19 protein-coding genes are annotated in these 22,631 nt (G+C 70.6%); 7 read left to right on the top strand and 12 right to left on the bottom strand.

The annotated features are described in order from the left end of the window. Nucleotides 1-13: 13 nt before the first annotated feature. From BLQ61_RS08810 to BLQ61_RS08780, 8 genes are all read right to left on the bottom strand, one after another. Nucleotides 14-1,276 (bottom strand): phenylacetate--CoA ligase family protein, encoded by a 1,263-nt coding sequence (locus BLQ61_RS08810; RefSeq protein WP_091568974.1) that lies wholly within the window; start codon nucleotides 1,274-1,276, stop codon nucleotides 14-16. Nucleotides 1,277-1,371: 95 nt separating this feature from the next. Further along, the gene (locus tag BLQ61_RS08805; protein ID WP_091568972.1) at nucleotides 1,372-2,211 is read right to left on the bottom strand and encodes an ABC transporter ATP-binding protein; all 840 of its coding nucleotides are present in this window, start codon (nucleotides 2,209-2,211) and stop codon (nucleotides 1,372-1,374) included. Between the two features lie 101 nt (nucleotides 2,212-2,312). Continuing rightward, nucleotides 2,313-3,635: an ABC transporter substrate-binding protein gene (locus tag BLQ61_RS08800; protein WP_091568971.1), complete on the bottom strand. Its 1,323-nt coding sequence runs from the start codon at nucleotides 3,633-3,635 to the stop codon at nucleotides 2,313-2,315. 56 nt (nucleotides 3,636-3,691) lie between these two features. Next, entirely contained in the window at nucleotides 3,692-4,756 is a 1,065-nt protein-coding gene (locus BLQ61_RS08795; RefSeq protein ID WP_091568969.1) for a branched-chain amino acid ABC transporter permease, read from the bottom strand. Between the two features lie 18 nt (nucleotides 4,757-4,774). Then, complete coding sequence (locus BLQ61_RS17715) at nucleotides 4,775-4,906, bottom strand: hypothetical protein (protein WP_281218500.1); 132 nt, start codon at nucleotides 4,904-4,906, stop codon at nucleotides 4,775-4,777. Next, a complete protein-coding gene (locus tag BLQ61_RS08790; protein WP_091568967.1) occupies nucleotides 4,903-5,832 on the bottom strand; it encodes a branched-chain amino acid ABC transporter permease in 930 nt (309 codons plus the stop codon). The genes BLQ61_RS17715 and BLQ61_RS08790 overlap by 4 nt, the downstream gene beginning before the upstream one ends. A gap of 24 nt (nucleotides 5,833-5,856) precedes the next feature. Continuing rightward, nucleotides 5,857-6,642: an ABC transporter ATP-binding protein gene (locus BLQ61_RS08785; protein ID WP_091568965.1), complete on the bottom strand. Its 786-nt coding sequence runs from the start codon at nucleotides 6,640-6,642 to the stop codon at nucleotides 5,857-5,859. Nucleotides 6,643-6,661: 19 nt separating this feature from the next. Continuing rightward, nucleotides 6,662-8,596, bottom strand: coding sequence for an AMP-dependent synthetase/ligase (locus tag BLQ61_RS08780; protein WP_091568964.1), 1,935 nt, complete (start codon nucleotides 8,594-8,596; stop codon nucleotides 6,662-6,664). 223 nt (nucleotides 8,597-8,819) lie between these two features. Here BLQ61_RS08780 and BLQ61_RS08775 point away from each other — a divergent pair, with 223 nt between their 5' ends. The 4 genes from BLQ61_RS08775 to BLQ61_RS08760 all read left to right on the top strand — a co-directional run bounded on the left by BLQ61_RS08775 (nucleotide 8,820) and on the right by BLQ61_RS08760 (nucleotide 13,410). Further along, nucleotides 8,820-10,550, top strand: a complete 1,731-nt coding sequence (locus tag BLQ61_RS08775; protein ID WP_091568962.1) for an ExeA family protein — start codon at nucleotides 8,820-8,822, stop codon at nucleotides 10,548-10,550. Nucleotides 10,551-10,559: 9 nt separating this feature from the next. Next, the gene (locus tag BLQ61_RS08770) at nucleotides 10,560-11,357 is read left to right on the top strand and encodes a general secretion pathway protein GspB (RefSeq protein WP_091568960.1); all 798 of its coding nucleotides are present in this window, start codon (nucleotides 10,560-10,562) and stop codon (nucleotides 11,355-11,357) included. 159 nt (nucleotides 11,358-11,516) lie between these two features. Further along, nucleotides 11,517-12,320 carry a Crp/Fnr family transcriptional regulator gene (locus BLQ61_RS08765; RefSeq protein ID WP_091568958.1) on the top strand — a complete coding sequence of 268 codons (804 nt, stop codon included), beginning with the start codon at nucleotides 11,517-11,519 and terminating at the stop codon, nucleotides 12,318-12,320. Nucleotides 12,321-12,681: 361 nt separating this feature from the next. Continuing rightward, nucleotides 12,682-13,410 carry a pseudouridine synthase gene (locus BLQ61_RS08760; RefSeq protein ID WP_342672236.1) on the top strand — a complete coding sequence of 243 codons (729 nt, stop codon included), beginning with the start codon at nucleotides 12,682-12,684 and terminating at the stop codon, nucleotides 13,408-13,410. Here BLQ61_RS08760 and BLQ61_RS08755 read toward each other — a convergent pair. Next, on the bottom strand, nucleotides 13,407-14,750 hold the full coding sequence (locus BLQ61_RS08755) for an amidase (protein ID WP_091568955.1): 1,344 nt from the start codon (nucleotides 14,748-14,750) through the stop codon (nucleotides 13,407-13,409). The genes BLQ61_RS08760 and BLQ61_RS08755 overlap by 4 nt on opposite strands. Nucleotides 14,751-14,873: 123 nt before the next feature. Between BLQ61_RS08755 and htpG the strand changes: the two genes are divergently transcribed. Both htpG and BLQ61_RS08745 read left to right on the top strand, forming a co-directional pair. Continuing rightward, the gene (gene htpG, locus BLQ61_RS08750) at nucleotides 14,874-16,841 is read left to right on the top strand and encodes a molecular chaperone HtpG (RefSeq protein ID WP_091568954.1); all 1,968 of its coding nucleotides are present in this window, start codon (nucleotides 14,874-14,876) and stop codon (nucleotides 16,839-16,841) included. Between the two features lie 148 nt (nucleotides 16,842-16,989). Beyond that, nucleotides 16,990-17,982, top strand: a complete 993-nt coding sequence (locus BLQ61_RS08745; protein ID WP_245703928.1) for a Bug family tripartite tricarboxylate transporter substrate binding protein — start codon at nucleotides 16,990-16,992, stop codon at nucleotides 17,980-17,982. Nucleotides 17,983-18,019: 37 nt separating this feature from the next. Here BLQ61_RS08745 and BLQ61_RS08740 read toward each other — a convergent pair whose 3' ends face one another. Both BLQ61_RS08740 and BLQ61_RS08735 read right to left on the bottom strand, forming a co-directional pair. Then, nucleotides 18,020-19,087, bottom strand: coding sequence for a serine/threonine protein kinase (locus BLQ61_RS08740; RefSeq protein WP_091568952.1), 1,068 nt, complete (start codon nucleotides 19,085-19,087; stop codon nucleotides 18,020-18,022). Then, nucleotides 19,068-20,546 carry a serine/threonine protein kinase gene (locus BLQ61_RS08735; RefSeq protein WP_091568951.1) on the bottom strand — a complete coding sequence of 493 codons (1,479 nt, stop codon included), beginning with the start codon at nucleotides 20,544-20,546 and terminating at the stop codon, nucleotides 19,068-19,070. The genes BLQ61_RS08740 and BLQ61_RS08735 overlap by 20 nt, the downstream gene beginning before the upstream one ends. Before the next feature lie 240 nt (nucleotides 20,547-20,786). Between BLQ61_RS08735 and BLQ61_RS08730 the strand changes: the two genes are divergently transcribed. After that, nucleotides 20,787-21,749: an urea transporter gene (locus tag BLQ61_RS08730; RefSeq protein ID WP_091568949.1), complete on the top strand. Its 963-nt coding sequence runs from the start codon at nucleotides 20,787-20,789 to the stop codon at nucleotides 21,747-21,749. Nucleotides 21,750-21,826: 77 nt separating this feature from the next. Here BLQ61_RS08730 and BLQ61_RS08725 read toward each other — a convergent pair whose 3' ends face one another. Beyond that, on the bottom strand, nucleotides 21,827-22,591 hold the full coding sequence (locus BLQ61_RS08725; RefSeq protein ID WP_091569137.1) for a metallophosphoesterase family protein: 765 nt from the start codon (nucleotides 22,589-22,591) through the stop codon (nucleotides 21,827-21,829). Between the last annotated feature and the right edge of the window lie 40 nt (nucleotides 22,592-22,631).

The following is a 22,631-nucleotide window of genomic DNA, read 5'->3' as shown; positions in this document are numbered from 1 at the left end:
CGGTGCCTCGCCATCAGCGGTAGCTGCGCGCGTCCTCGATGACCTTGCCGTCGTTGGGCAGGGTGCCCGGCGGCAGCATCTGCACCTCGCCGCGCAGCTTGGTCACCTCGCGCAGCGCCTCCTGCAGCTGCGTGGCCAGGCCGGGGGCGGTCTCGGTGGTCTCGACCTGCAGCAGCATGCTGTCGCTGGCCATCTCGCCGCTGACCACCAGGCGGGCGCGCTGCACCTGCGGAAAGCGCCGCGCCACCTCGGCGATGTGCCCGGGCTGGACGAACATGCCGCGCACTTTGGTGGTCTGGTCGGCGCGGCCCATCCAGCCACGGATGCGGGTGTTGGTGCGGCCGGTGGGGCAGGGTCCCGGCAGTACCGCTGACAGGTCGCCGGTGCCGAAGCGGATCAGCGGGTAGTCCGGGTTCAGCGTGGTCACCACCAGCTCGCCCACTTCGCCCTCGGGCACCGGGTCACCCGTGCCGGGGCGCACGATCTCGACGATCACGCCCTCGTCCAGCACCAGCCCCTCGCGCGCCTCGGTCTCGTAGGCGATCAGCCCCAGGTCGGCCGTGCCGTAGCACTGCAGCGCGCTCACGCCCTGCTGCGCGAACCAGTCGCGCAGGGACGGCGGCAGCGCCTCGGCCGAGAGCATGGCCTTGGTCAGGCTGGGTAGCTGCACGCCCATCTCGGCGGCCTTTTCCAGAATGATCTTCAGAAAGCTCGGCGTGCCCACGTAGCCGGCGGGCCGCAGCTGCGCCATGGCCTGCACCTGCTGCTCGGTCTGGCCGGTGCCGCCGGGGAACACCGTGCAGCCCAGGGCCTGCGCGCCGGTCTCCATCATCGAGCCGGCCGGCACGAAGTGGTAGGAAAAGCAGTTGTGCACCAAGTCGCCCGCGCGAAAGCCGGCCGCATGCAGGGCGCGCGCCATGCGCCAGTAGTCGGGCCGCGCGCCTTCCGGCTCGTACAGCGGGCCGGGGCTGGAAAACACGCGCGGCATGCCCGGGCCCCAGCCCTGCGTGGCGAAGCCGCCGAACACGTCGCCGGGTGGGCCATTGGTGCGCGCGGCCTGCTGGCGCGCCTGCAGCTCGGACTTGCGCGTCACCGGCAGGCGCGCCAGCGCCGCGCGGCTGGTGACGGCCTGGGCGTCCACGCCGGCCAGGATCTGCGCGAAGGCGCCCGTGCCTTGCCGGGCCTGCGCCACCTGGCGCGGCAGCGCCGCCATCAGCTGCGCCTCGCGCTCGGCCGGCGAGCGTGCTTCCAGGGAATCGTAGAACTGCTGCTGCATGCCGGGCTCCCTACAGTCGTTTTTGGAGTGAAACAGGCCGCCAGCCCATGCAGCACATGGGCCTGCAGCTATGAAAATGTGAGTGGGGTGGTGTTTCAGGCGAGCCAGCGCTTGCGCCGCTTGTAGCTCTTGACGTCGCGGAAGCTCTTCCGCTCGCCGCCGCCCACGCCCAGGTAGAACTCCTTGACGTCTTCGTTGCTGGCCAGCTCCTGCGCCGGGCCGTCCATGACGATGCGCCCGCTTTCCATGATGTAGCCGTAGTTGGCGTACTTCAGCGCCATGTTGGTGTTCTGCTCGGCCAGCAGGAAGGTCGTGCCTTCCTTGTCGTTCAGGTCTTTGACGATGTTGAACACCTCCTCGACGATCTGTGGCGCCAGGCCCATGGAGGGCTCGTCCAGCAGCACGATGGAGGGGTTGCACATGATGGCCCGGCCGATGGCGCACATCTGCTGCTCGCCGCCCGAGGTGTAGGCCGCCTGGCTGGTGCGGCGCGTCTTCAGGCGCGGGAAATAGGCGTAGACCTTCTCCAGGTTGGCGGCGATTTCGCCCTTGTCGGCGCGGGTGTAGGCGCCGGTGAGCAGGTTTTCCTCGATCGTCAGGTGGGCGAAGCAGTGCCGGCCCTCCATCACCTGCACCACACCGCGACGCACCAGGTCGGCCGGCGAGAGGTTCTCGATGCGCTCGCCGCGCAGCTCGATGCTGCCCTTGGTGACTTCGCCGCGCTCGCCGCGCAGCAGGTTGGAGATTGCCCGCAGGGTGGTCGTCTTGCCGGCGCCGTTGCCGCCCAAAAGCGCCACGATGCCGCGCTCGGGCAGCTGCAGCGACACGCCCTTGAGCACCAGGATCACGTGGTTGTAGATGACCTCGATGCCGTTGACGACGATCAGGGGCGCGGCCGTGGCAGAGGAAGCGTTCGCGGGAGGGCTGTCGGTCATAGGGTCACCAGGAGGTTGTGCGTTGTGCGTTGTGGTTGTGCGTCGGGAAGAGGTGCGTTGGGCATTTCGCAAAACGCCCAACGCATCACGCAAAACCGCTCTCAGCTGCAGCTGCGCACCTTGATGTTCTTCTCCTTGGCGTACTTCTCGCCGTACTCCTTGATCAACGGATCGACCATGGACTTGTCGGCTTGGTACCAGTCGGAAACCACCTTGAATTTGCTGCCGTCCCATTGCGCGATGCGCGACCAGTCGGTGCCCAGGTGGTTCTCGCAGCTGGTCTTGATAGGCCGCAGGACTTTGCCAAAGCCCAGCTCATCGAGGCGCTCCTGCGTCAGGTTCAGGTTCTCCAGGCCCCAGCGCACCTGCTCGGGGGTCATGACCTTGCCCTTGCCGTACTTGTCCTGCGCGGTGCGAATCGCCTCGACCTGCAGCATGGAGATCACCATGCCGCGGGTGTGCGCCATGGCGCCCAGCTCGGACACGTCCTTGGCCGTGCCCTGGCCCTTGTCGTAGACCTGCGCCTTGACCTCGTCGTGCACCTTGTCGCGCTCGGCGGTGTTGTGGATGGTCACGGTGTTGTAGCCCTTGGCGCCGGCGCCGATGTCCTTCACGTCGTGGTCGGAGCCGGCCCACCACACGCCGTAGACCTTCTCGCGCGGGTAGCCGGTGGCCTGCGCCTCGCGCACGGCGGTGGGCGTCATCACCCCGGCCGACCACAGCAGCACGTAGTCCGGGCGCTGCTGGCGGATCTGCAGCCAGGTGGACTTTTGCTCGACGCCCGGCGCCGTCACCGGCAGCTTGAGCAGTTCGAAGCCGTCCTTGGCGGCGCGCTTTTCCAGCAGCGGAATCGGCTCCTTGCCGTAGGGCGAGTCGTGGTAGACCAGGGCGATCTTCTTGCCCTTCAGGTTGCCCTTTTCCTTCTTCAGGATGTCCTGCACGATGGAATCGGCAGCGGTCCAGTAGTTGCCCAGCAGCGGGAAGTTCCACTCGAACACGCGCCCGTCGGCCGACTGCGACAGGCCGTAGCCGGCGGTCACGATGCTGGCCTTGTCGGCCGGGGCCTTGTCGCTCACGGCGAAGGTGATGCCAGTGGACTGGGTGTCGAAGCTGGCGGTGCCGTTCGGGCGGTTCTTCAGGCGCTCGTAGCACTCCACGCCCTTGGCGGTGTCGTAGGCGGTCTCGCACTCCTCATAGGTGATCTTCACGCCGTTGACGCCGCCGCGGGCGTTCACCAGCTTCAGGTAGTCCTGCTTGCCGTCGGCCCAGGGGATGCCCAGCGGGGCGAACTGGCCGGTGCGGTACACCAGCAGGGGCATGAACTGCTCCTGGCCCTGCGCGTGGACGGCCGGGGTGGCGACCAGCGCGCCCATGCCGGCGGCCACGGTGGCCACTGCCAGTGCGATGTTGCGTTTGAAAGTCATGCTCAGTCTCCTTGGGTTGTGGGGGCGGCAGGCAGGCCCGCCCGGTTGGCAATCGATCAATGCGGGAACGGCCAGACGCGCAGCTTCTGCCGGGCCGTGGACCACAGCTTGGCCAGACCGTGGGGCTCGACAATCAGGAAGAACACGATGAGCGCGCCGAAGATCATGTGTTCCAGGTAGGTGGCGGTGGCCGTGGACAGCGGCAGGCCCAGCCAGTGCGGCACCTGGTTGAGCAGCAGCGGCAGCAGCACGAAGAACGCCGCGCCGAACAGGCTGCCGACGATGGAGCCCAGCCCGCCGATGATGATCATGAACAGCAGTTGCAGCGAGCGGTCCAGGCTGAACGCGGCCGGCTCCCAGGCGCCCAGGTGCACGAAGCCCCACAGCGCGCCGGCGATGCCGACGATGAACGAGCTGACGGCGAACGCTGACAGCTTGGCATACACCGGGCGGATGCCGATCACGGCGGCGGCCACGTCCATGTCGCGCATGGCCATCCACTCGCGCCCGACCGAGCTGCGCACCAGGTTCTTCGCCCCCAGGCCGAGCACGCACAGGATGGCCAGACACAGCAGATACTTTTCCATCGGCGTGTCGATCTGCCAGCCGGCGATCTCCAGCGCCTTGGCGCTGACCGAGCCCGACGAGGAGTTGTTCGTCACCCAGGCCGCGCGCGTGGCCAGCCAGTCGACGAAGAACTGCGCGGCCAGCGTCGCCACTGCCAGGTACAGCCCGCGGATGCGCAGGGAGGGCAGGCCGAACACCACGCCGAAGACCATCGCCACCAGCCCGCCGCCGACCAGCGCCAGCAAGAGCGGCATGCCGTCGAAGCGCGCCTGTAGGTTGTAGGCCGCGTACGCCCCCACGGCCATGAAGGCCGCCGTGCCCAGCGAGATCTGGCCGCAGTAGCCCACCAGGATGTTCAGCCCCAGCGCGCCCAGCGACATGATCAGGAAGGGGATCAAGACCGCCTGGAAGGTGTAGTCGCTGGCGATGAAGGGCACCACCAGGAAGGCGAAGGCGACGATGGCCAGCACGGTATAGCGGTCCTGCGCCACGCCGAAGATTTGCTGGTCGGAGGCGTAGGTCGTCTTGAACTGGCCGTTTTCACGATAGAACATTCTTTTCTTCCTCTCGGCTCAGACACGGTCAATGATGTTGTGGCCGTGGGCGCAGCCTGCGGCTGCCCCGTGCGCCTGGGCGGCGCACTGCCCGTCTTCGCTGCGCGAAGCCGTTGCCGACTTTGCAAGATCCTTGATCGTGTCCGTCATACGCGATCAATGATCTTGTCGCCGAACAGGCCCTGCGGGCGCACCAGCAGGAAGCACAGCGCCAGGCCGTAGGCGAACCAGGTTTCGATGCCGCCACCGACCATGGGCCCGAGGTACACCTCGGAGAGTTTTTCGCCCACGCCGATGATCAGCCCGCCGATGATGGCGCCGGGCAGCGAGGTCAGGCCGCCCAGGATGACCACCGGCAGGGCCTTGAGCGCCACCAGCGACAGCGAGTACTGCACGCCCAGCTTGGAGCCCCAGATGATCCCCACCACCAGCGCCACGCCGCCGGCCACCGACCAGACGATGACCCAGATGCGCGACAGCGGGATGCCGATGGACTGCGCCGCCTGGTGGTCGTCGGCCACGGCGCGCAGCGCGCGCCCGGTCTTGGTCTTCTGGAAGAACACCGACAGGCCGGCGACCAGCACCGCGGCGATGCCGGCGGCGTACAGGTCCTCCAGGCTGATCATCACGCCGCCGGGGAACATGCCGTCCAGGATGAACACCGGGTCCTTGGGCATGCCGACGTTGATGCTGTAGACCTGGCTGCCGAAGACCATCGGGCCCAGGCCGTCCAGCAGGTAGGCCACGCCCAGCGTTGCCATGAGCAGCGTGATCGGCTCCTGGTTGACCAGGTGGCGCAGCGCCAGTCGCTCGATCAGCCAGGCCACCACCACCATCAGCACCAGCGTGACGACGATGGCCAGCAGGTTGCCCACCACCTGGCTGTCCGTGCCCAGCCACTGCGGGATCCACTCGGCAAAGCGCGCCATGGCCAGCGCCGAGAACAGCACCATCGCCCCTTGCGCGAAGTTGAACACGCCCGAGGCCTTGAAGATCAGCACGAAGCCGATGGCGATCAGCGCGTACAGCGTGCCCACCATCAGGCCGCCGAACAAGGTTTCCAGAAAAAAGCCCATGCTCCGGTACTCCTGTTCGTGCTTTTAGTGGGTGGTGCCCAGATAGGCGCGGATCACATCCTCGTTGGCGCGCACCTCTTCGGGGGCGCCGTCGCCGATCTTCTTGCCGTAGTCCAGCACCACCACGCGGTCGCTGATGTCCATCACCACCCCCATGTCGTGCTCGATCAACACGATGGTGGTGCCGAACTCGTCGTTCACGTCCAGGATGAAGCGGCTCATGTCCTGCTTTTCCTCGACGTTCATGCCGGCCATGGGCTCGTCCAGCAGTAGCACCTGCGGCTCCATGGCGAGGGCACGCCCCAGGTCGACGCGCTTTTGCAGGCCGTAGGGCAGCTGGCCCACGGGCGTCTTGCGCCAGGCCTGGATCTCCAGGAAGTCGATGATGTGCTCGACGAACTCGCGGTGGCGGATCTCCTCGGCCTGCGCCGGGCCGATGCGCAGCGCCTGCAGCAGCAGGTTGCTTTTGATCTGCATGTTGCGCCCGGTCATGATGTTGTCGATCACGCTCATGCCCTTGAACAGCGCCAGGTTCTGGAACGTGCGCGCCACGCCCATCTCGGCCACCTGGCGGCTGTTCATGTGGCTGAAGGTCTTGCCGCGGAAGGTGATCGAGCCGTCCTGCGGCGTGTACACGCCGTTGATGCAGTTGAGCATGGAGCTCTTGCCGGCGCCGTTGGGGCCGATGATCGAGCGGATCTCGTGCTCGCGCACATCGAACGAGATGTCGGTGAGGGCCTTCACGCCGCCGAAGCGCAGGCTGATGTTCTGCACGTCCAGGATGACGTCGCCGATGGTTCTCTGGGTCATGTCGTCGGTGCCTCGGATGTCAGGCGGCCGCGCGCTGCGCCGGCCAGGTCTTGGCGTCCACCAGGGCCAGCGTGGCGCTGACGCTGCCGGTGCGCCCGTCCTCGAACTTCACCTGGGTCTCGATGAACTGTTCGCCCTTGCCGGCGTACAGCGCATCCACCAGCACGCCGTACTTGTCGGCGATGAAGCCGCGGCGTACCTTGCGCGTGCGCGTCAGCTCGTCGTCGTCCGGGTCCAGTTCCTTGTGCAGCACCAGGAAGCGCGCCACCTGCGTGTCCTCCATGCCGGCTTCCCCGGCCAAGTCGGCGTTCACCTGGGAGACGCAGTCTGCGATGAGCTGCAGTACCTGCGGCTTGGTCGCCAGGTCCACATAGCCGGCGTAGGGCAGGTTCTGCCGCTCGGCCCAGTTGCCTACGGCCTCGAAGTCGATGTTGATGAAGGCGCAGACCCGCTCGCGCCCGTGGCCGAAGCACACTGCCTCCTTGATGAAGGAGAAGAACTTGAGCTTGTTCTCGATGTAGTTAGGCGCGAACATCGCGCCGCCCGTCAGGTGGCCCACGTCCTTGGCGCGGTCGATGATGCGCAGCTGCCCGTCGGTGCCGATCACGCCAGCGTCGCCGGTCTTGAAGTAGCCGTTCTCGTCGAACACCTCGGCCGTGGCGTCCGGGCGCTTGTAGTACTCCTTGAGCACCGACACGCCCTTGACCAGCACCTCGCCGCTGGCGGCGATCTTCAGCTCGATGCCGGGCGCGGCCTGGCCGACGCTGGCCAAGTTCACTTGCCCGTCGCGCTGCAGGCACACATACGCGCAGGTCTCGGTCTGGCCGTAGAACTGCTTGAGGTTGATGCCAATGGAGCGAAAGAAGCGGAACAGGTCCGGCCCGATCGCCGCGCCCGCGGTGTAGGCCACGCGGATGCGCGACAGGCCGATGACGTTGCGCAGCGGGCCGTAGATGGCCAGGTCGGCCAGCCGGTACTTGAGGCGGTCGAGCGCGCCGACCGGCTTGCCGTCCAGGATGTCCGAGCCGACGCGGCGTGCCAGCTGCATGCAGCGCTCGAACAGCCAGCGCTTCGGGGCCGAGGCATCTTCCATGCGGATGGACACCGAAGTCAGCATGGCCTCGAAGATGCGCGGCGGGGCGAAGTAGTACGTCGGGCCGATCTCGCGCAGGTCGATGGTCACCGTGCTGGCCGATTCGGGGCAGTTGATGGTGAAGCCCGCGACCAGCCACTGCGCCACCGAGAACAGGTGGTCGCCCACCCAGGCCGGCGGCAGATAGGAGATCACGTTGTCCTGCGGGCCCAGGCGGTCCACCTCGACGCCGCCCTGGGCGGAGGCGGCGAACGCGGCGTGCGTCAGGCACACGCCCTTGGGCTTGCCGGTGGTGCCCGAGGTGTAGAGGATCACCGAGACGTCATCGGGCGTGATGCCGCCCAGCAGCGCCTCGAAGATGCCGGGGTTGGCACGATCCCACTCGGCACCGCGCGCCACCAGCTCGGCCGTGCTGATCAGGCCCGGCTGGTCATAGTGGCGCAGGCCGCGCGGGTCGTCGTAGATGATGTGGCGGATGCCGGGCACTGTCTCGCGCACCTCCAGCAGCTTGTCCACCTGCTCCTGGTTCTCAGCGAAAGCGAAGGCGATGTCGGCGTCCTGCACGACAAAGGTCATCTCGGCGGCCACTGCGTCCTGGTACAGCGGGATGGGCACGCCGCCCACGCTCTGCACCGCCAGGAAGCCCAGGTACACGTGCGGCCGGTTGTCGCTGATGAGGGCCAGGTTCTGCCCGCGCTGGAAGCCCAGCGCCAGCAGTCCGCAGGCCATGTGGCGCACCTCGGCGGCCGCGGCCTGCCAGCTCCAGGTCTGCCAGATGCCGTATTCCTTCTCGCGCAGCGCCGGCGCGCGGGGGCGCTCGGCGGCGTGGCGCAGCAGCAGATGGGGGAGCGTGGTGGTCATGTCCTCTTGCCTTGCGAGTGGAGGGAGATGGCGCATGGCTGCAGGGCACATGGCGATCGAGTTGCAACCGATGGTAGGCAGGACTTTGACGCCATCATGTCCGTGTGGCGACATTTCGCGGGTTAGTCCCCAGGGGTCAAACCCTGAAGCCTTGCGCCAGGCCGCTGGCGCGCGGCACGCTGTCGGTTAGCGCAAAGAGGGCGCGGCGCTATCCTCGCGCCCCATGTACGCCCCGTTCTTCGGCCTGGAGCAGCCGCCGTTTTCCATTGCACCCGACCCGCGCTATCTCTTCATGAGCGAACGTCACCGCGAGGCGCTGGCGCACCTGCTGTACGGGCTGGAGGCCGGCGGCGGCTTCGTGCTGCTGACGGGCGAGATCGGCGCCGGCAAGACCACCGTCTGCCGGTGCTTCCTGGAGCAGGTGCCGGCCAGCTGCCATGTGGCCTACATCTTCAACCCGCGTCTGACGGTGCCCGAGCTGCTGCGCACCATCTGCGACGAGTTCGGCGTGGCGCATGCGCCGGCCGCGCCCGGCGCCGAGACCGTGAAGGACTGCATCGACCCGCTGAACGACTTTCTGCTGCGCGCGCACGCCCAGGGGCGCTCGTGCGTGCTGGTCATCGACGAGGCGCAGAACCTGGCGCCGCAGGTGCTGGAGCAGCTGCGCCTGCTGACCAACCTGGAGACCAACGAGAAAAAACTGCTGCAGATCATCCTGATCGGCCAGCCCGAACTGCGCGACCTGGTGGCGCAGCCGCAGCTGGAGCAGTTGGCGCAGCGCGTCATCGCGCGCTACCACCTGGGCCCCTTGAGCCGCGCCGAGACGGCGCAGTACGTCGCGCACCGCCTGGGCGTGGCCGGGCTGCGCGGCCCGTCGCCGTTCGGCGCGCGCGTGCTGGCGCGGGTGCACGCGCTCAGCCAGGGAGTGCCCCGGCGCATCAACCTGCTGTGCGACCGGGCGCTGCTGGGCGCCTACAGCCGGGGCGAGCGCGAGGTGCGCCCGGCCACGCTGCGGCGCGCGGCGCGCGAGGTGTTCGGCAGCGCCGGCAGCGCATGGCATGCGGCGCGCTGGCCGGCCTGGGCCGGCGGTGCGCTGGCAGGCGCGGCGGTCACGGCGGCATTGGCCTGGGCGCTGGCGCCGCAGGGCATGCAGCCGCCCGGCACCGCACAGGCGCAGGCCGCAAGGGGCGTGTCCGGCACCCAGGCGGCCGGTGCACCGCAGGCCACGGAAGATGCCGCAGAGGCTGCCCCAGGCGCCGCCGCAGCCGCGCCTGACGCGCGGCAACCGCCGCCTTCCACACCCGCCCTGGCGCCATTCCTGCAGGCCCAGCCGGATGCGGCCGCCGGCGAGGCCGCCGGCTGGCGCACCCTGGCGCTGGCCTGGCAGGCGCCGCTGCCGGCCGGCGCTGGCGATGCCTGCGCCGCGCTGGCGCGCCAGGACCTGCGCTGCTGGCGCACGCGCCGCGCCAGCCTGGCGCAGCTGCGCCTGCTGGACCGGCCCGCGCTGCTGACCCTGGCGCCCGCTGGCGCGGGCGACGCGGCGCCGGTGGTGGTGGCGCTGCGCCAGCTCGATGGCGAGCAGGCGCTGCTGGTCGGCGCCGACGGACGGACCCCGGCCGTGCCCCTGGCCGCGCTGGCCCCGCTGTGGCGCGGCGAGATGGCGACGCTGTGGAAGGCCCCGGCCGGGCTGCCCGACGCGGCCGACGCCGCCGCCAGCCGCGCCGGCGCCGCCTGGCTGGCGCAGCAGCTGGACCGGGTGCAGGGCGACGCCGCGGCAGCCGGCGCCGGCACCGCCCGCACCGCACCGCCCGACCCCGCCGCGCTGCGCGCGCGCATCCGCCGCTTCCAACTGGCACAGGGCCTGACGCCCGACGGCCAGGCCGGCCCGCTGACCCTGATGCTCCTGAACCGCGCCCTGGGCGTGACCGAGCCGCGCCTGGCGCGCGGCGGCTGAAAAACCACCATGTCCTACATCCTCGATGCGCTGCGGCGCGCCCAGGCCGAGCGCCAGCGCGGCGCCGTGCCCGATCTGCACTCTCCGGCCGTGGCCGGCCCCGCGCCGCTGCCGCCCGAGCGCGCCGCGCCGCTGCCCTGGTTGCTGCTGGCGGCCCTGGGGCTGGCGGTGGTGGCGGCGGGCGGCTGGTGGCTGGCGCGCCCGCAGGCTGGCGCCCTGGAGGGCGCGGCGCCGGCCACTGCCGTGGCGCCCGCGCCGGCTCCGCCCGGCACTGACGCAGCGCTGCCACCAACCGCCGCCAGCGCTGCCGCCGCGGCGCAGCCGCTGACGGCGCCGCCGCCGGTGCTGGCGTTGCCCGACCTGCCGGCCAGCCCTCCCAAGGGGGCGGCTGCAGCCGCCGGTGAACGCGCCCGCGCCGCAGCGGGCAGGGCGCCGGCCGCCGCCGAGCTGCCTGCCGCGCGCGCGCCGGCGGCCCCGGCGCCAGGGCAGGGCGCCATCCGCCAGGCGCCGGGCGCAGCCGCGCCAGCCGGCCCGCCGCCGGCGGCCCGCCCCGGCGCCGGCGGCCCGCCCGCCGGCGCCATCTTCACGCTGGACGAGCTGCCCCCCGCCGTGCGCGCCCAGTTGCCGGCGCTGAAGCTGGCGGGCATCAGCTACTCAGCCAACCCGCTGCACCGCATGGCCATCATCAACGGCCAGGTCCTGCACGAGGGCGAGGCGGCGGCGCCCGGCCTGGTGCTGGAGCGCATCGAGCCCGGCCGCGCCGTCTGGCGCTTCCGGGATTACCGCTGGGCCCTGACCGCGCCGTAAGCCGGTTTCAAGTCAAATTGGCCTCTGACCCTTTGTTTAAAAGGGCATATAGCTATTATTTTGATAGCTTTTGCGGGGCGGCCCGGCTGTCGCGCGGATGCCAGTGGGTCGTGGTATTCCCTGGGGCCGCGGCGGGAACTTTTTCGCCAAGCTCGCCGGATGACGCAAGACGCCTCGCTGCACCAGCGCCGCCGCCCGCCCACCGCCGACGAGCTCGCCGGCATCCCCTGGCTGGGCCGGCTGCAGCCGGCCGAGCGCGCGCGCGCGGTGGCGGCCATCGTCGTCGGCGACGCGCGCGCCGGCGACTTCGTCTGCCGCGTCGGCCGGCCGGTGACGTACTGGTTCGGCGTGGTCGAGGGCCTGCTGAAGATGAGCGCCGACAACGCCGACGGCCTGACCATGACGTTTGCCGGCCTGCCTCCCGGCGGCTGGTTCGGCGAGGGCACGGTGCTCAAGCGCGAGCCTTACCGCTACCACATCCAGGCGCTCAGGAAGAGCGTGGTCGCCGGCCTGCCCATCGATACCTTCCACTGGCTGCTGGACCACTCCATCGGCTTCAACCGCTTCGTCATGCACCAGCTCAACGAGCGGCTGGGGCAGTTCATCGCCGCGCGCGAGATCGACCGCATCGCCAGCCCCGACCTGCGCGTGGCGCGCAGCCTGGCGGCGCTGTTCAACCCGGTGCTCTACCCCGGCCTGGGCGACGTGCTGCGCATCACCCAGCAGGAACTGGCCTACCTGGTCGGCCTGTCGCGCCAGCGCGTGAACGAGGCGCTGGCCTGTCTGGAGGCGCGCGGTGCGATCCGCGTGGAGTACGGCGGGCTGCGCGTGCTGGACTTGCAGGCGCTGCGCCACGGCGCCTTCGCGCGCACCGAGCCGGGCGGCGGCGCCCACGCGCACCGCGCGCCACGCGCCGCATCGGCCCGCCAGCGCGACGCGGACGGCGCCGCGCCGCCGCCCTGACGCACCGGGCCGGCGCGCGACAATACGCCCCATGTCCGACCGGCCGCCCTCTCCGCCCCCCGTTCCCCCCGGCGCCGCGCCGCGTGCGCGCCTGCGCCTGCGTCCGCCGGGCGCACCTGCGCCCACGCCGGCTCCGGCTCCCGCGCCCCGCGCCGCAGCGCGGCCGGGCCCGGTGCGCCCCCCGGCGCCCCGGCCCAACGTGGCGCATGCCGGTCCGCCGGCTTCGCGCACCGCCTCCCGGCCGGCGCCGGCCGGGGCACCCGCGCCGCGGCCCAACGTAGCGCACGCGGACGCGCCGCGGCGCCCACCCGCGCCGGCGCGGGCGGCCGCGGGTGGCGATACCCAGCGGCTGAACAAGCGCATGGCCGAGCTCGGCCTGTGCTCGCGCCGCGAGGCCGACGCTTGGGTCGAGCGCGGCTGGGTGCGCGTGGACGGTCAGGTAGCGCAGATGGGCCAGCAGGTCGGTCCACAGGCGCGCATCGAGATCGACCGCGCCGCGCAAGGCCAGCAGCGCGAGCAGGTGACCATCGTGCTGCACAAGCCCATGGGCTACGTCAGCGGCCAGGCCGAGGACGGGCACACCCCGGCTGTCACCCTGATCGGCCCGCGCAGCCACTGGGCGGGCGACGCCAGCCGCACGCGCTTTTCGCCGGCGCAGCTGCGGGGCCTCGCGCCCTGCGGGCGGCTGGACATCGATTCGGTGGGCCTGCTGGTGCTGACGCAGGATGGGCGCGTGGCGCGCCAGCTGATCGGCGAGGATTCGACCATCGACAAGGAATACCTGGTGCGCGTGCACTACGGCGATGTGGCGCAGGACGTGCGCGCCGCGTTCCCGCCGGACCAGCTCGCCCTGTTGCGCCATGGCCTGAGCCTGGACGGCAAACCCCTGAAGCCCGCCCAGGTGGACTGGCAAAACCCCGAGCAGCTGCGCTTCGTGCTGACCGAGGGCAAGAAGCGTCAGATCCGCCGCATGTGCGAGCAGGTCGGGCTGAAGGTGGTGGGCTTGAAGCGCATTCGCATCGGCCGGGTGGTGCTGGGGCAGCTGCCGGTGGGGCAGTGGCGCTACCTGGGGGCGGACGAGCGCTTCTAGGCGTCCGTGCCCAGCGCTTTGATGGCGGCGGCCAGCGCCAGCAATTCGTGGTCGCGCCCGCGCGGCGCGACCAGCATCAGGCCGAAAGGCAGGCCCGCTGCCTGGCCGAAGGGCAGCGACAGCGCCGGCAGGTCGTAGAAGTTGAACACCGACGGATTGCGCAGTACCAGCGCGTTGGCGCGCATGAAGGCGGCGTCGTCGCGCTCCAGTTCTGCAATGCATGGCGGTGCGATAGGCACGGTGGGCAGGGCCAGCAGGTCCACGCCGGTGGCCTCCAGCTGCGCGTCGAAGGCCACCTGCAGCCGCGTGCGCTCGCGCAGTACGCCGATGTAGTGCGGTGCGGGCACGCTCTGGCCGGGCACGATGCGCGCCAGCACGCGAGGGTCGAGCTGTTGCGGCGCGCGCGCCAGCACCTCGCGGTGCACGTGCGCAGCCTCGGCGGCGGCGATGCTGCCGTTTTGCTGCAGCAGCGCCGGTGCTTTCATCCACTCGTCCAGTGCCAGGTCCGTCAGGCGCGCACCGGCGCCGGACAAGCGCCGCAGCGCGGCCTCGAAGGCGTCCAGCACGGCGGTGTCGGCCTCGCGCAGCAGCCAGCCGCGCGGCACGCCGATGCGCAGGCCGGCCACGTCGCGCACGGGCAGCGGCTGCCAGGGCTGGCCGCTCAGCACCGCGTCGGCGCGGGCACAGTCGTGCACGCTGGCGGCCAGCGGGCCGATGGTGTCCAGCGTGTACGACAGCGCCAGCGCGCCGTCCCGCGACACGCGCGCCTGCGTCGGCTTGAAGCCGGCGATGCCGGCAAAGGCCGCCGGGATGCGGACTGAGCCGCCGGTGTCGGTGCCGATGGCGATCTCGGCCATGCCGCGTGCCACGCTGACGCCCGCGCCGCTGGACGAGCCGCCCGGGATGCGCGCCGCATCGTGCGCGTTGCCCGGCGTGCCGAAGTGCGGATTGAGACCGATACCGGAGAACGCGAACTCGGTCATGTTGGTCTTGCCGATCAGCACGCAGCCGGCCGCGCGCAGGCGTTGGACCACGACGGCGTCCTGTGCCGCGGGCGGCGCGTTCCGCAGCGCCGCCGAGCCGGCGGTGGTCGGCTCGCCGGCCACATCCAGCAGATCCTTGATCGAAACGATGCGCCCGTCCAGCGGCCCCAGCGTGATGCCGCTGGCCGCGCGCTCGTCCGCCGCGCGTGCCGCCTGCAGCGCGGCGCGGGCGTAGACCCGGGTGAAAATCCGCCGGCCCTCGTCGCCGGCGGCCTCGATGGCGGCCAGGGCGCGCTCGGTGCGCTGCACGGCGCTGCCGGTGGGGAAGGGTGCGTGGTTGCTGGGGTCGTGTGCCATGCGCCCAGTGTGCCGCAGCTGCGCCCGCGCCCTTGAAGCACCCGGCAATGCCTCCATATGCCCTGGCGTTCCGGCTGCGCCGGCTTTTGTTTTTTCTGTCCAACCCTTTTTTGTCCTGACCGCATGAGCACTGCCAAACACCAGCACCAGTTCCAGGCCGAAGTCGCGCAACTGCTGCACCTGGTCACCCACTCGCTGTACTCCAACAAGGAGATCTTCCTGCGCGAGCTGGTCTCCAACGCCTCCGATGCCTGCGACAAGCTGCGCTTCGAGGCGCTGAACAACCCGGCCCTGTACGAGGACCAGCCGAACCTGGAAGTGCGCGTGTCCTTCGACAAGGCCGCGCGCACCCTGACCATCACCGACAACGGCATCGGCATGAGCCAGCAGGAGGCCATCGAGCACCTGGGCACCATCGCCAAGAGCGGCACCAAGGACTTCATGAGCCGCCTGTCCGGCGACCAGAAGGCCAGCGCCACCGAGCAGGGCCAGCTGATCGGCCAGTTCGGCGTGGGCTTCTATTCGGGCTTCATCGTCGCCGACCGCATCACCGTCGAGAGCCGCCGCGCCGGCCTGCCAGCCTCCGAGGGCGTGCGCTGGTCCAGCACCGGCACGGGCGAGTTCGAGGTCGAGCAGATCGAGCGCCAGCAGCGCGGCACCAGCGTCATCCTGCACCTGCGCGAGGACGCCGACGAGTTCCTGAACGCCTGGAAGATCAAACAGGTCATCGCCAAGTATTCCGACCACATCAGCCTGCCCATCCTGATGGAAAAGGAAGAGTGGAAGGAATCCGAGAAGGAAGGCGAGCCCGGCGAGATGGTCAAGACCGGCGAATGGGAGCCGGTGAACAAGGCCAGCGCGCTGTGGACGCGGCCGAAGAAAGACATCACCGACGAGCAGTACAAGGAGTTCTACAAGGCCATCAGCCACGACCACGAGGATCCGCTGGCCTGGAGCCACAACCGCGTCGAGGGCAATACCGAGTACACGCAGCTGCTGTACATCCCCGGCAAGGCGCCGTTCGACCTGTGGAACCGCGACAAGGCCGCGGGCGTGAAGCTGTACGTCAAGCGCGTGTTCATCATGGACGACGCCGAGGCGCTGATGCCCAGCTACCTGCGCTTCGTCAAAGGCGTGATCGATTCGAGCGACCTGCCGCTGAACGTCAGCCGCGAACTGCTGCAGGAGTCGCGCGACGTGCGCCTGATCCGCGACGGCTCGACCAAGCGCGTGCTGTCGATGCTGGAAGACCTGGCGCGCCACGACCGCCACGAGGCCTCCGCTGCCGAAGGTGACGTACAGGACGTGGTGAGCGAGGAGGACAAGGCCAAGGAGGGCAAGTACACGCGCTTCTACACCGAGTTCGGCAGCGTGCTGAAGGAAGGGCTGGGCGAGGACTTCGCCAACCGCGAGCGCATCGCCAAGCTGCTGCGTTTTGCCTCGACCAGCAGCGACACCCCCAGCGTCAGCCTGGAGCAGTACAAGGCGCGCATGAAGGAGGGCCAGGAGGCGATCTACTACATCACCGCCGACACCCTGGCCGCGGCCAAGCACAGCCCGCAGCTGGAGATCTTCAAGAAAAAGGGCATCGAGGTGCTCTTGATGACCGACCGCGTGGACGAGTGGGCGCTGGGCTACCTGAACGACTTCGACGGCACGCCGCTGCAGTCCGTCGCCAAGGGTGCGGTGGACCTGGGCAAGCTGCAGGACGAGCAAGAGAAGAAAGCCGCCGAGGAAGCCGCCGAGGCCTTCAAGCCGATGCTGGCCAAGCTCAAGGAAGCGCTGAAGGACAAGGCCGAGGACGTGCGCGCCACTACCCGCCTGGTGGACTCGCCCGCCTGCCTGGTGGTGCAGGAGCACGGCATGAGCACGCAGCTGGCGCGCATGCTCAAGCAGGCCGGCCAGAGCGCGCCCGAGTCCAAGCCGGTGCTGGAGGTGAACCCCGAGCACCCGCTGGTCAAAAAGCTGGACGGCAGCGTGCACTTCCACGACTTGGCCAACATCCTGTTCGATCAGGCGCTGCTGGCCGAGGGCGGCCTGCCCGAGGACCCTGCCGCCTACGTGCGCCGGGTGAACGCGCTGCTGGTGTGACGCCTGTCCCGGCTCCAGGCGCAGCCAGCGCCTGGGCCGCCGGCGACGCCTGAGCGACAGCGGCTACAGGCTATCCCTACTGCCTCCTTGCCGTGCTGCGGTGAACATGCAGGTCCCGCGCCGCATGCGCGCGGCAGCAGGAGGCAACATGGGTTTCGCGAAATGGATGGCCGGGGCGGCCCTGGCATGGGTCGCCGCAGGTGGGTTGCACGCCCAGACGGCGGGTGCCGAGGCTGGCTGGCCGCGCCGGCCCATCACCATGGTGATACCGGCGGGCGCCGGCGGCGGCACCGACGTGGTCGGTCGGGTGCTGGCCGAGGAACTGGGCAAGCGCCTGGGGCAGGCGGTGGTGGTGGACAACAAGACCGGCGCCTCAGGCATGCTGGGCACCAGCGCCGTCGCCCGCGCCGCGCCCGATGGCTACACGCTGCTGGTGTCGTACTCCACGCCGGTGTTCTACGCGCACCATGTGTTCGCCAAGGTGCCCTACGACATCCGCAAGGACTTCGAGTTCATCACCGAGATCGCGGCCACCAGCCTGGTGCTCACCGTCAACGCCGATGTGCCGGTGCACAACATGAAGGAATTCATGGCCTGGGCGCAGCAGAACAAGGGCAAGGTCAACTACGGCTCGTACGGCACCGGCTCGCCCGGCCACCTGATGAGCGCCTACCTGAGCGACTCGCGCAAGCTGCAGATGACCCACGTGGCCTACAAGAGCGAGGCGCCCTACGTGCAGGACCTGACCGCCGGCGTGGTGTCATGGGGCATGGGCACGCTGGCCGCCGCGCAGGGCCAGATCAAGGCCGGGCGGCTGCGCCCCATCGCCATCCTGGGCCCGCGGCGGCTGGCTGACCTGCCCGACGTGCCGACCATGGCCGAGCAGGGCTTTCCCGACCCTGAGTTCAAGACCATCGCCTGGTTCACCATGCTGGCGCCGGCGGGCACCCCGCGGCCGATCGTGCAGCGGCTGGAGAAGGAGGCGGTGGACATCATCCACTCCACCGCCATGAAGGCGCGGCTACAGGTCTTCGGCCTGGAGCCGGTACAGGGCGGCGCGGCGGAGTTCCGCCGCGACTTCGAGTCCTCCAACGCCATCATCGACAAGCTGGTGAAGATCTCCGGGGCGCGGCAGGAGTGAGCGGCTGCGGAGTGCCGCTCCTTCGCAGGCGCGCCTTTCACGCCGCCAGCGGCTCCTCTTGCATCGCCTCGACCTGATCCTGCAGCAGCACCACCTGCCCGGCCCAGTAGTCCGGCGTGCCGAACCACGGAAAGTTCACGGCGAAGATCGGGTCGCCCCCGGCCACGCGCCGCGCCAGCCAGGCGCTGTAGTGGATCAGGCGCAGCGTGCGCAGCGGCTCGATCAGCGCCAGCTCGCGCCGGTCGAACGGACGCAGCTGCTCGTAGCCCTCCAGCAGCGCCGACAGCTGCAGCGTGCGTTCGCGCCGCTCGCCCGACAGCAGCATCCACAGGTCCTGCACGGCCGGGCCGGTGCAGGCGTCGTCCAGGTCGACGAAGTGCGGCCCGCCGCCGGTCTCATCAGGTGGCGTCCACAGGATGTTGCCCGGGTGGCAGTCGCCGTGCAGCCGCAGCAGCGCCGCATTTTGCAAGCCAAAAGTGCCACTGACCCCGGTGGATGAAGGGCCTCTAGCTATTAATTCGAGAGCTTCGTCGCACGCCGCGCGCCAGGCGCCGGCGTGCTCGGGCGCCACCGCGCCGTGCTCCAGCAGCCAGTCGCGCGGCGCGCGGCCGAAGCGCTGCAGGTCCAGCGCCGGGCGGTGGTCGAAGGGCCGCGCCGCGCCGACGTTGTGCAGCCGGGCGATGAAGCGGCCGATCCACTCCAGCATCTCCCAGTCTTGGTCCTCCTGCAGCTCGGGCTGGCGCCCGCCGCGCCAGGGGCTGACGGAAAACTCGAAGCCGGCGTGCGCGTGCAGCGTGCCGCCGTCCAGCACCAGGGGCGCCACCACCGGCACCTCGGCCGCGTGCAGCTCCTGCGCGAAGGCGTGCTCCTCCAGGATCTGCGCGCGGCTCCAGCGCCCGGGGCGGTAGAACTTGGCGACCACGCGCTGGCCGTCCTCCAGCACCGCCTGGTACACGCGGTTCTCGTAGGAGGACAGCGCCATCAGCCGGCCGTCGCCGTGCAGGCCGACACGGGCCAGGGCGTCCAGCACCACGTCGGGGGTGAGAAGCGAATAGGGATGCGGTGCAGCGGTGTTGCCGGTGGCGTCAGGGAAAGGACTGTGCATCCCCGGCATTGTCGCCAGCGGCGGCGCCCAGCGCGCCGAACGGCAGCTGCTGCTTGACCAGGATGACCGTGCACGGCGCGTCGCGCGCCACGCGCATGGGCACGGTGCCCACGAAGCGCTGCAGCTGCAGCCCGTGCGTGGCCGCGCCCAGGATCATGAGGCCGACGCGGTTGGCCGCGGCGTAGCGCAGCAGCGCCTGTGCCACGTCGCCGGCCTCCAGCACGTGGTGGCTGACGGCGTGCCCGGCCAGCGGCAGCGGCTGCGACCAGGTTTTCAGGCGTGCCAGGTGCAGGCGGCGCAGCGCGGTCTCGCTGCGCTCGCCGTCCGAGGTGCTGGCGGCCGATGGCGAAAGCACCGTGACGCAGGCCAGCCGCGCGCCGGGCCGGATGCCCAGCGAGCGCGCGACGGCTTCGCGCAGCGAGTACAGCGTTGCGTCGCTCACGTCCTGGTGCGGCACGGCGACCATGACGATGGGCGACAGTTCGATCTGGTCATGCGGCAGGGGGCTGGGCTGGTAGTGCATGCCGGCGGCGCGGATCCAGCGCCTGACATGCGCCCGCACGCCGGGTCCGCGCGTGCGCTGGCCACGCTCGGTGACAGCCACCTGCTCGGGGTTGGCCAAGTCGAAGGCCAGCTGCGCGGCCGACGGATAGCGCTCGGCCGCGGCCGGCTCCAGGCAGCGCAGGATGATGTCCTGCAGCCACGCGGGCAGGTCGGGCCGGTGCGCGCGCGGTGGTTGCGGCGTCATCCACAGCCGCTGGCGCAGGCCGCCGGGCGTGGTCGGAGCGCCAAAGGGCAGCGCACCGGTCGCCATCTCGTACAGCATCACGCCGATGGCGAAAATGTCGCTGCGCAGGTCGCCGCGCACGCCCACCACCTGCTCGGGGGCGATCCAGGCGGGCGAGCCGACGGCGCGCCGCATCTCCTCTGCCAGCAAGTCGGGGTAATGCGCGTGGCACGACAGGCCGAAGTCCAGCAGCACCGCGCTGCCGTCCGGGCGCAGCAGCACGTTGGCGGGTTTCAGGTCCAAGTGGCAGACGTTCTGCTCGTGCAGGCTGTGCGCGGCGATGGCCAGCGCGGCGCCGATGCGGGCAATGGTTTCGGGGCTGCGCGCGGCGTGGTCCCGCGCCGGGTGCGCGTCCAGCCAGTGCTGCAGCGTGTGGCCCTCGAGGTATTCCATGACCAGGTAGGGCAGGCGCACCAGGTCGCCGGCGGCGACAAAGCGCGGCGCGTGCGGGCCGGACAGGGTGGGCAGAACGGTCAGCTCGACCTCGAAGCCGACGATGTTCTCCGCGCCGTCCAGCACCGTCATGCGCGGGATCTTCATGACCAGCGGAAAGCCTGTATCGCGCGCCGTGCTGCCAGGGCCCACGCGGTAGATGTGGGCCATGCCGCCAGAGTGGATGCACCCGTGCACGACGAAGCCGTCGATCTCGGAGCCGGGGGCGAGCAGGTGCATGGCGGCGCGATGCGGAGAGTGGCGAAGCGGCCACAGCATAGACGGCGCCGCGCGCGCGGGCCGATTCGCGGCGAGAATCCGTCGCCCCGCGTCCGGGGTGCCCCGTGCGACTGCCGCCCCTTGCGCCATGTGTTCCGCTATTTTTCGCATCAAAATGCCTTGCAGCCCATGTAGATTAATGGCTTGCAGCTATCAAAACGGGAGTCATCGCCTGCCGCCCGCAGAGCGCAGGAGGCGCCTGTGAGCACCGCGCGCATGGGCATCGCGCACCCGGGCGCAGGGCCGCTGGCCTCTGTCCTGTCGATGCTGCTGCGCGGCGCCGGTCAGGTCATCTTCCTGGACAACCCCTGGACCGGCCTGCTGCACCTGGCGGCCTTCTGCTGGGCCGCCTGGACCGGCGGCAGCGGCTGGGAGGTGGCGCTGGGCGCAGTGCTGGGTACTGCCGCTTCGACGGTCACGGCGCGCATGCTGCGCGTGCCGCCCGAGGCGCTGCGCACCGGGCTGTACGGCTTCAACGGCCTGCTGGTGGGCGCGGGCGTGGCAACCTTCCTGGCACCGGTGCCGGCGCCGGAGATGTGGGCGCTGCTGGTACTGGCGGCGGCGCTGTCCACGCCGGTGGCGCTGCTGCTGGGCCGGGCGCTGGCGCGCTGGCGCCTGCCGGGGCTGACCATGCCGTTCATCGTCTGCACCTGGCTGGCGCTGCTGGCGGCGCGGCACGTGCTGGGGCTGGAGCCCGCGCCGGCCCGGCCCCTGCCCGAGGTGCGGGTGGCCTGGAGCGCGGCGCAGCTGCTGCCCGCCACGCTGGCCGGCGTGGCGCAGATATTTTTCATCGACAACCCCGTCAGCGGTGCGCTGGTGCTGCTCGGCCTGGCGCTGCATTCGCGCGCCTGTGCGCTGCTGACGCTGGCCGGCGCCGCCATCGGCACGGCCTGCGCGCTGGCCGCCGGCGCGCCGGGTGTCGCCGTCGCGCACGGGCTGTGGGGCTACTCGGCGGCGCTGGTGGCGCCAGCAGTGGGCTGCGTCTTCCGCGCGCCCGGCCGGCGCTCGCTGGCGCTGGCGCTGGGCGCGGTGCTGTTGGCGCTGGCGCTGCAGGCGGTGCTGCCCGGCCTGCTGCAGGTGGTCGACCTGCCGCCGCTGACGCTCACCTTCGTGCTGGCGACCTGGGTCTTTCTGTTGCCGCCCCGGCCGGCCACGCCGGCCTGAGCCGCCGCATGCAGCGGCGTAGCCGGACAGGATGATGGCGCTCGCGGCGGCGTGGCTGTCGGCCTGCCGTCCCAGGCTCAGCGCCCCTTCTCCAGCCGCTCGGCAAAAAATTCCGGCAGGCCGCTGGCGCGCACCGCCGCCGCTGCCGCCAGATGGTCGTAGGCCACGCGGTGGAAGGTCAGGGTGGCGGCACCGGCGTCGAACAGCGCGTACATGGCGCGCGTGTCGCCGTCGCGCGGCTGGCCGCAGGAGCCGACGAGGGCCAGCCACTGGCGGTGAGGCGGCACCGGTACCGGCACCCCGGGCTGGGGCGCGAAGCGCATCAGCTTGGCGGTGGGGGTGAGGAAGTACAGCGCCTGCTCGTGCACATGGCCGCTGAAGACGTAGCGGATGGCCGGATCGAGCCGCGTGGCCGCGGCCATGCTGCGCTCGGCGGCGTTGCCGTCGGTGACGTAGTGCCAGCGTTCGGGGCCGTCGGCGCTGGCGTGCACCAGCAGCACGTCGGGGCCGGCACGCGCCGTCAGGGGCAGGCCGGCCAGGAAGGCGCGCTGCGACTCGTCCAGGCGCGGCGCGGTCCACTGGGCGCTTTGCTCGCCCAGGTTCTGCGCCGCGCCGACGGGCGGCGCCAGCGCGGCGGCGTCGTGGTTGCCCTGCACCGCCAGGGCGCCTTCCTCGGCCACCAGGCGCATGCAGAGCTGCAGTACCGGCCCCGGCTCGGCGCCGTAGCCCACCAGGTCGCCCAGCAGCGCGAACTGCCGCGCACCTTGCCCCCGCGCGTGCGCCAGGCAGGCGTCGAGCGCGGGCAGGTTGGCGTGCAGGTCGGACAGCAGGGCCATTTTCATGGTGTTTTCCGGCTTCAGCCCTTGATTCACAAGGAACTGC

Origin of the sequence: Oryzisolibacter propanilivorax, assembly GCF_900103645.1 — a bacterium.
In the GTDB taxonomy this organism is placed as follows: domain Bacteria; phylum Pseudomonadota; class Gammaproteobacteria; order Burkholderiales; family Burkholderiaceae_C; genus Melaminivora; species Melaminivora propanilivorax.
The sequence above is the reverse complement of the archived record's forward strand: the minus strand, read 5'-3'. Positions and strand labels throughout refer to the sequence as shown.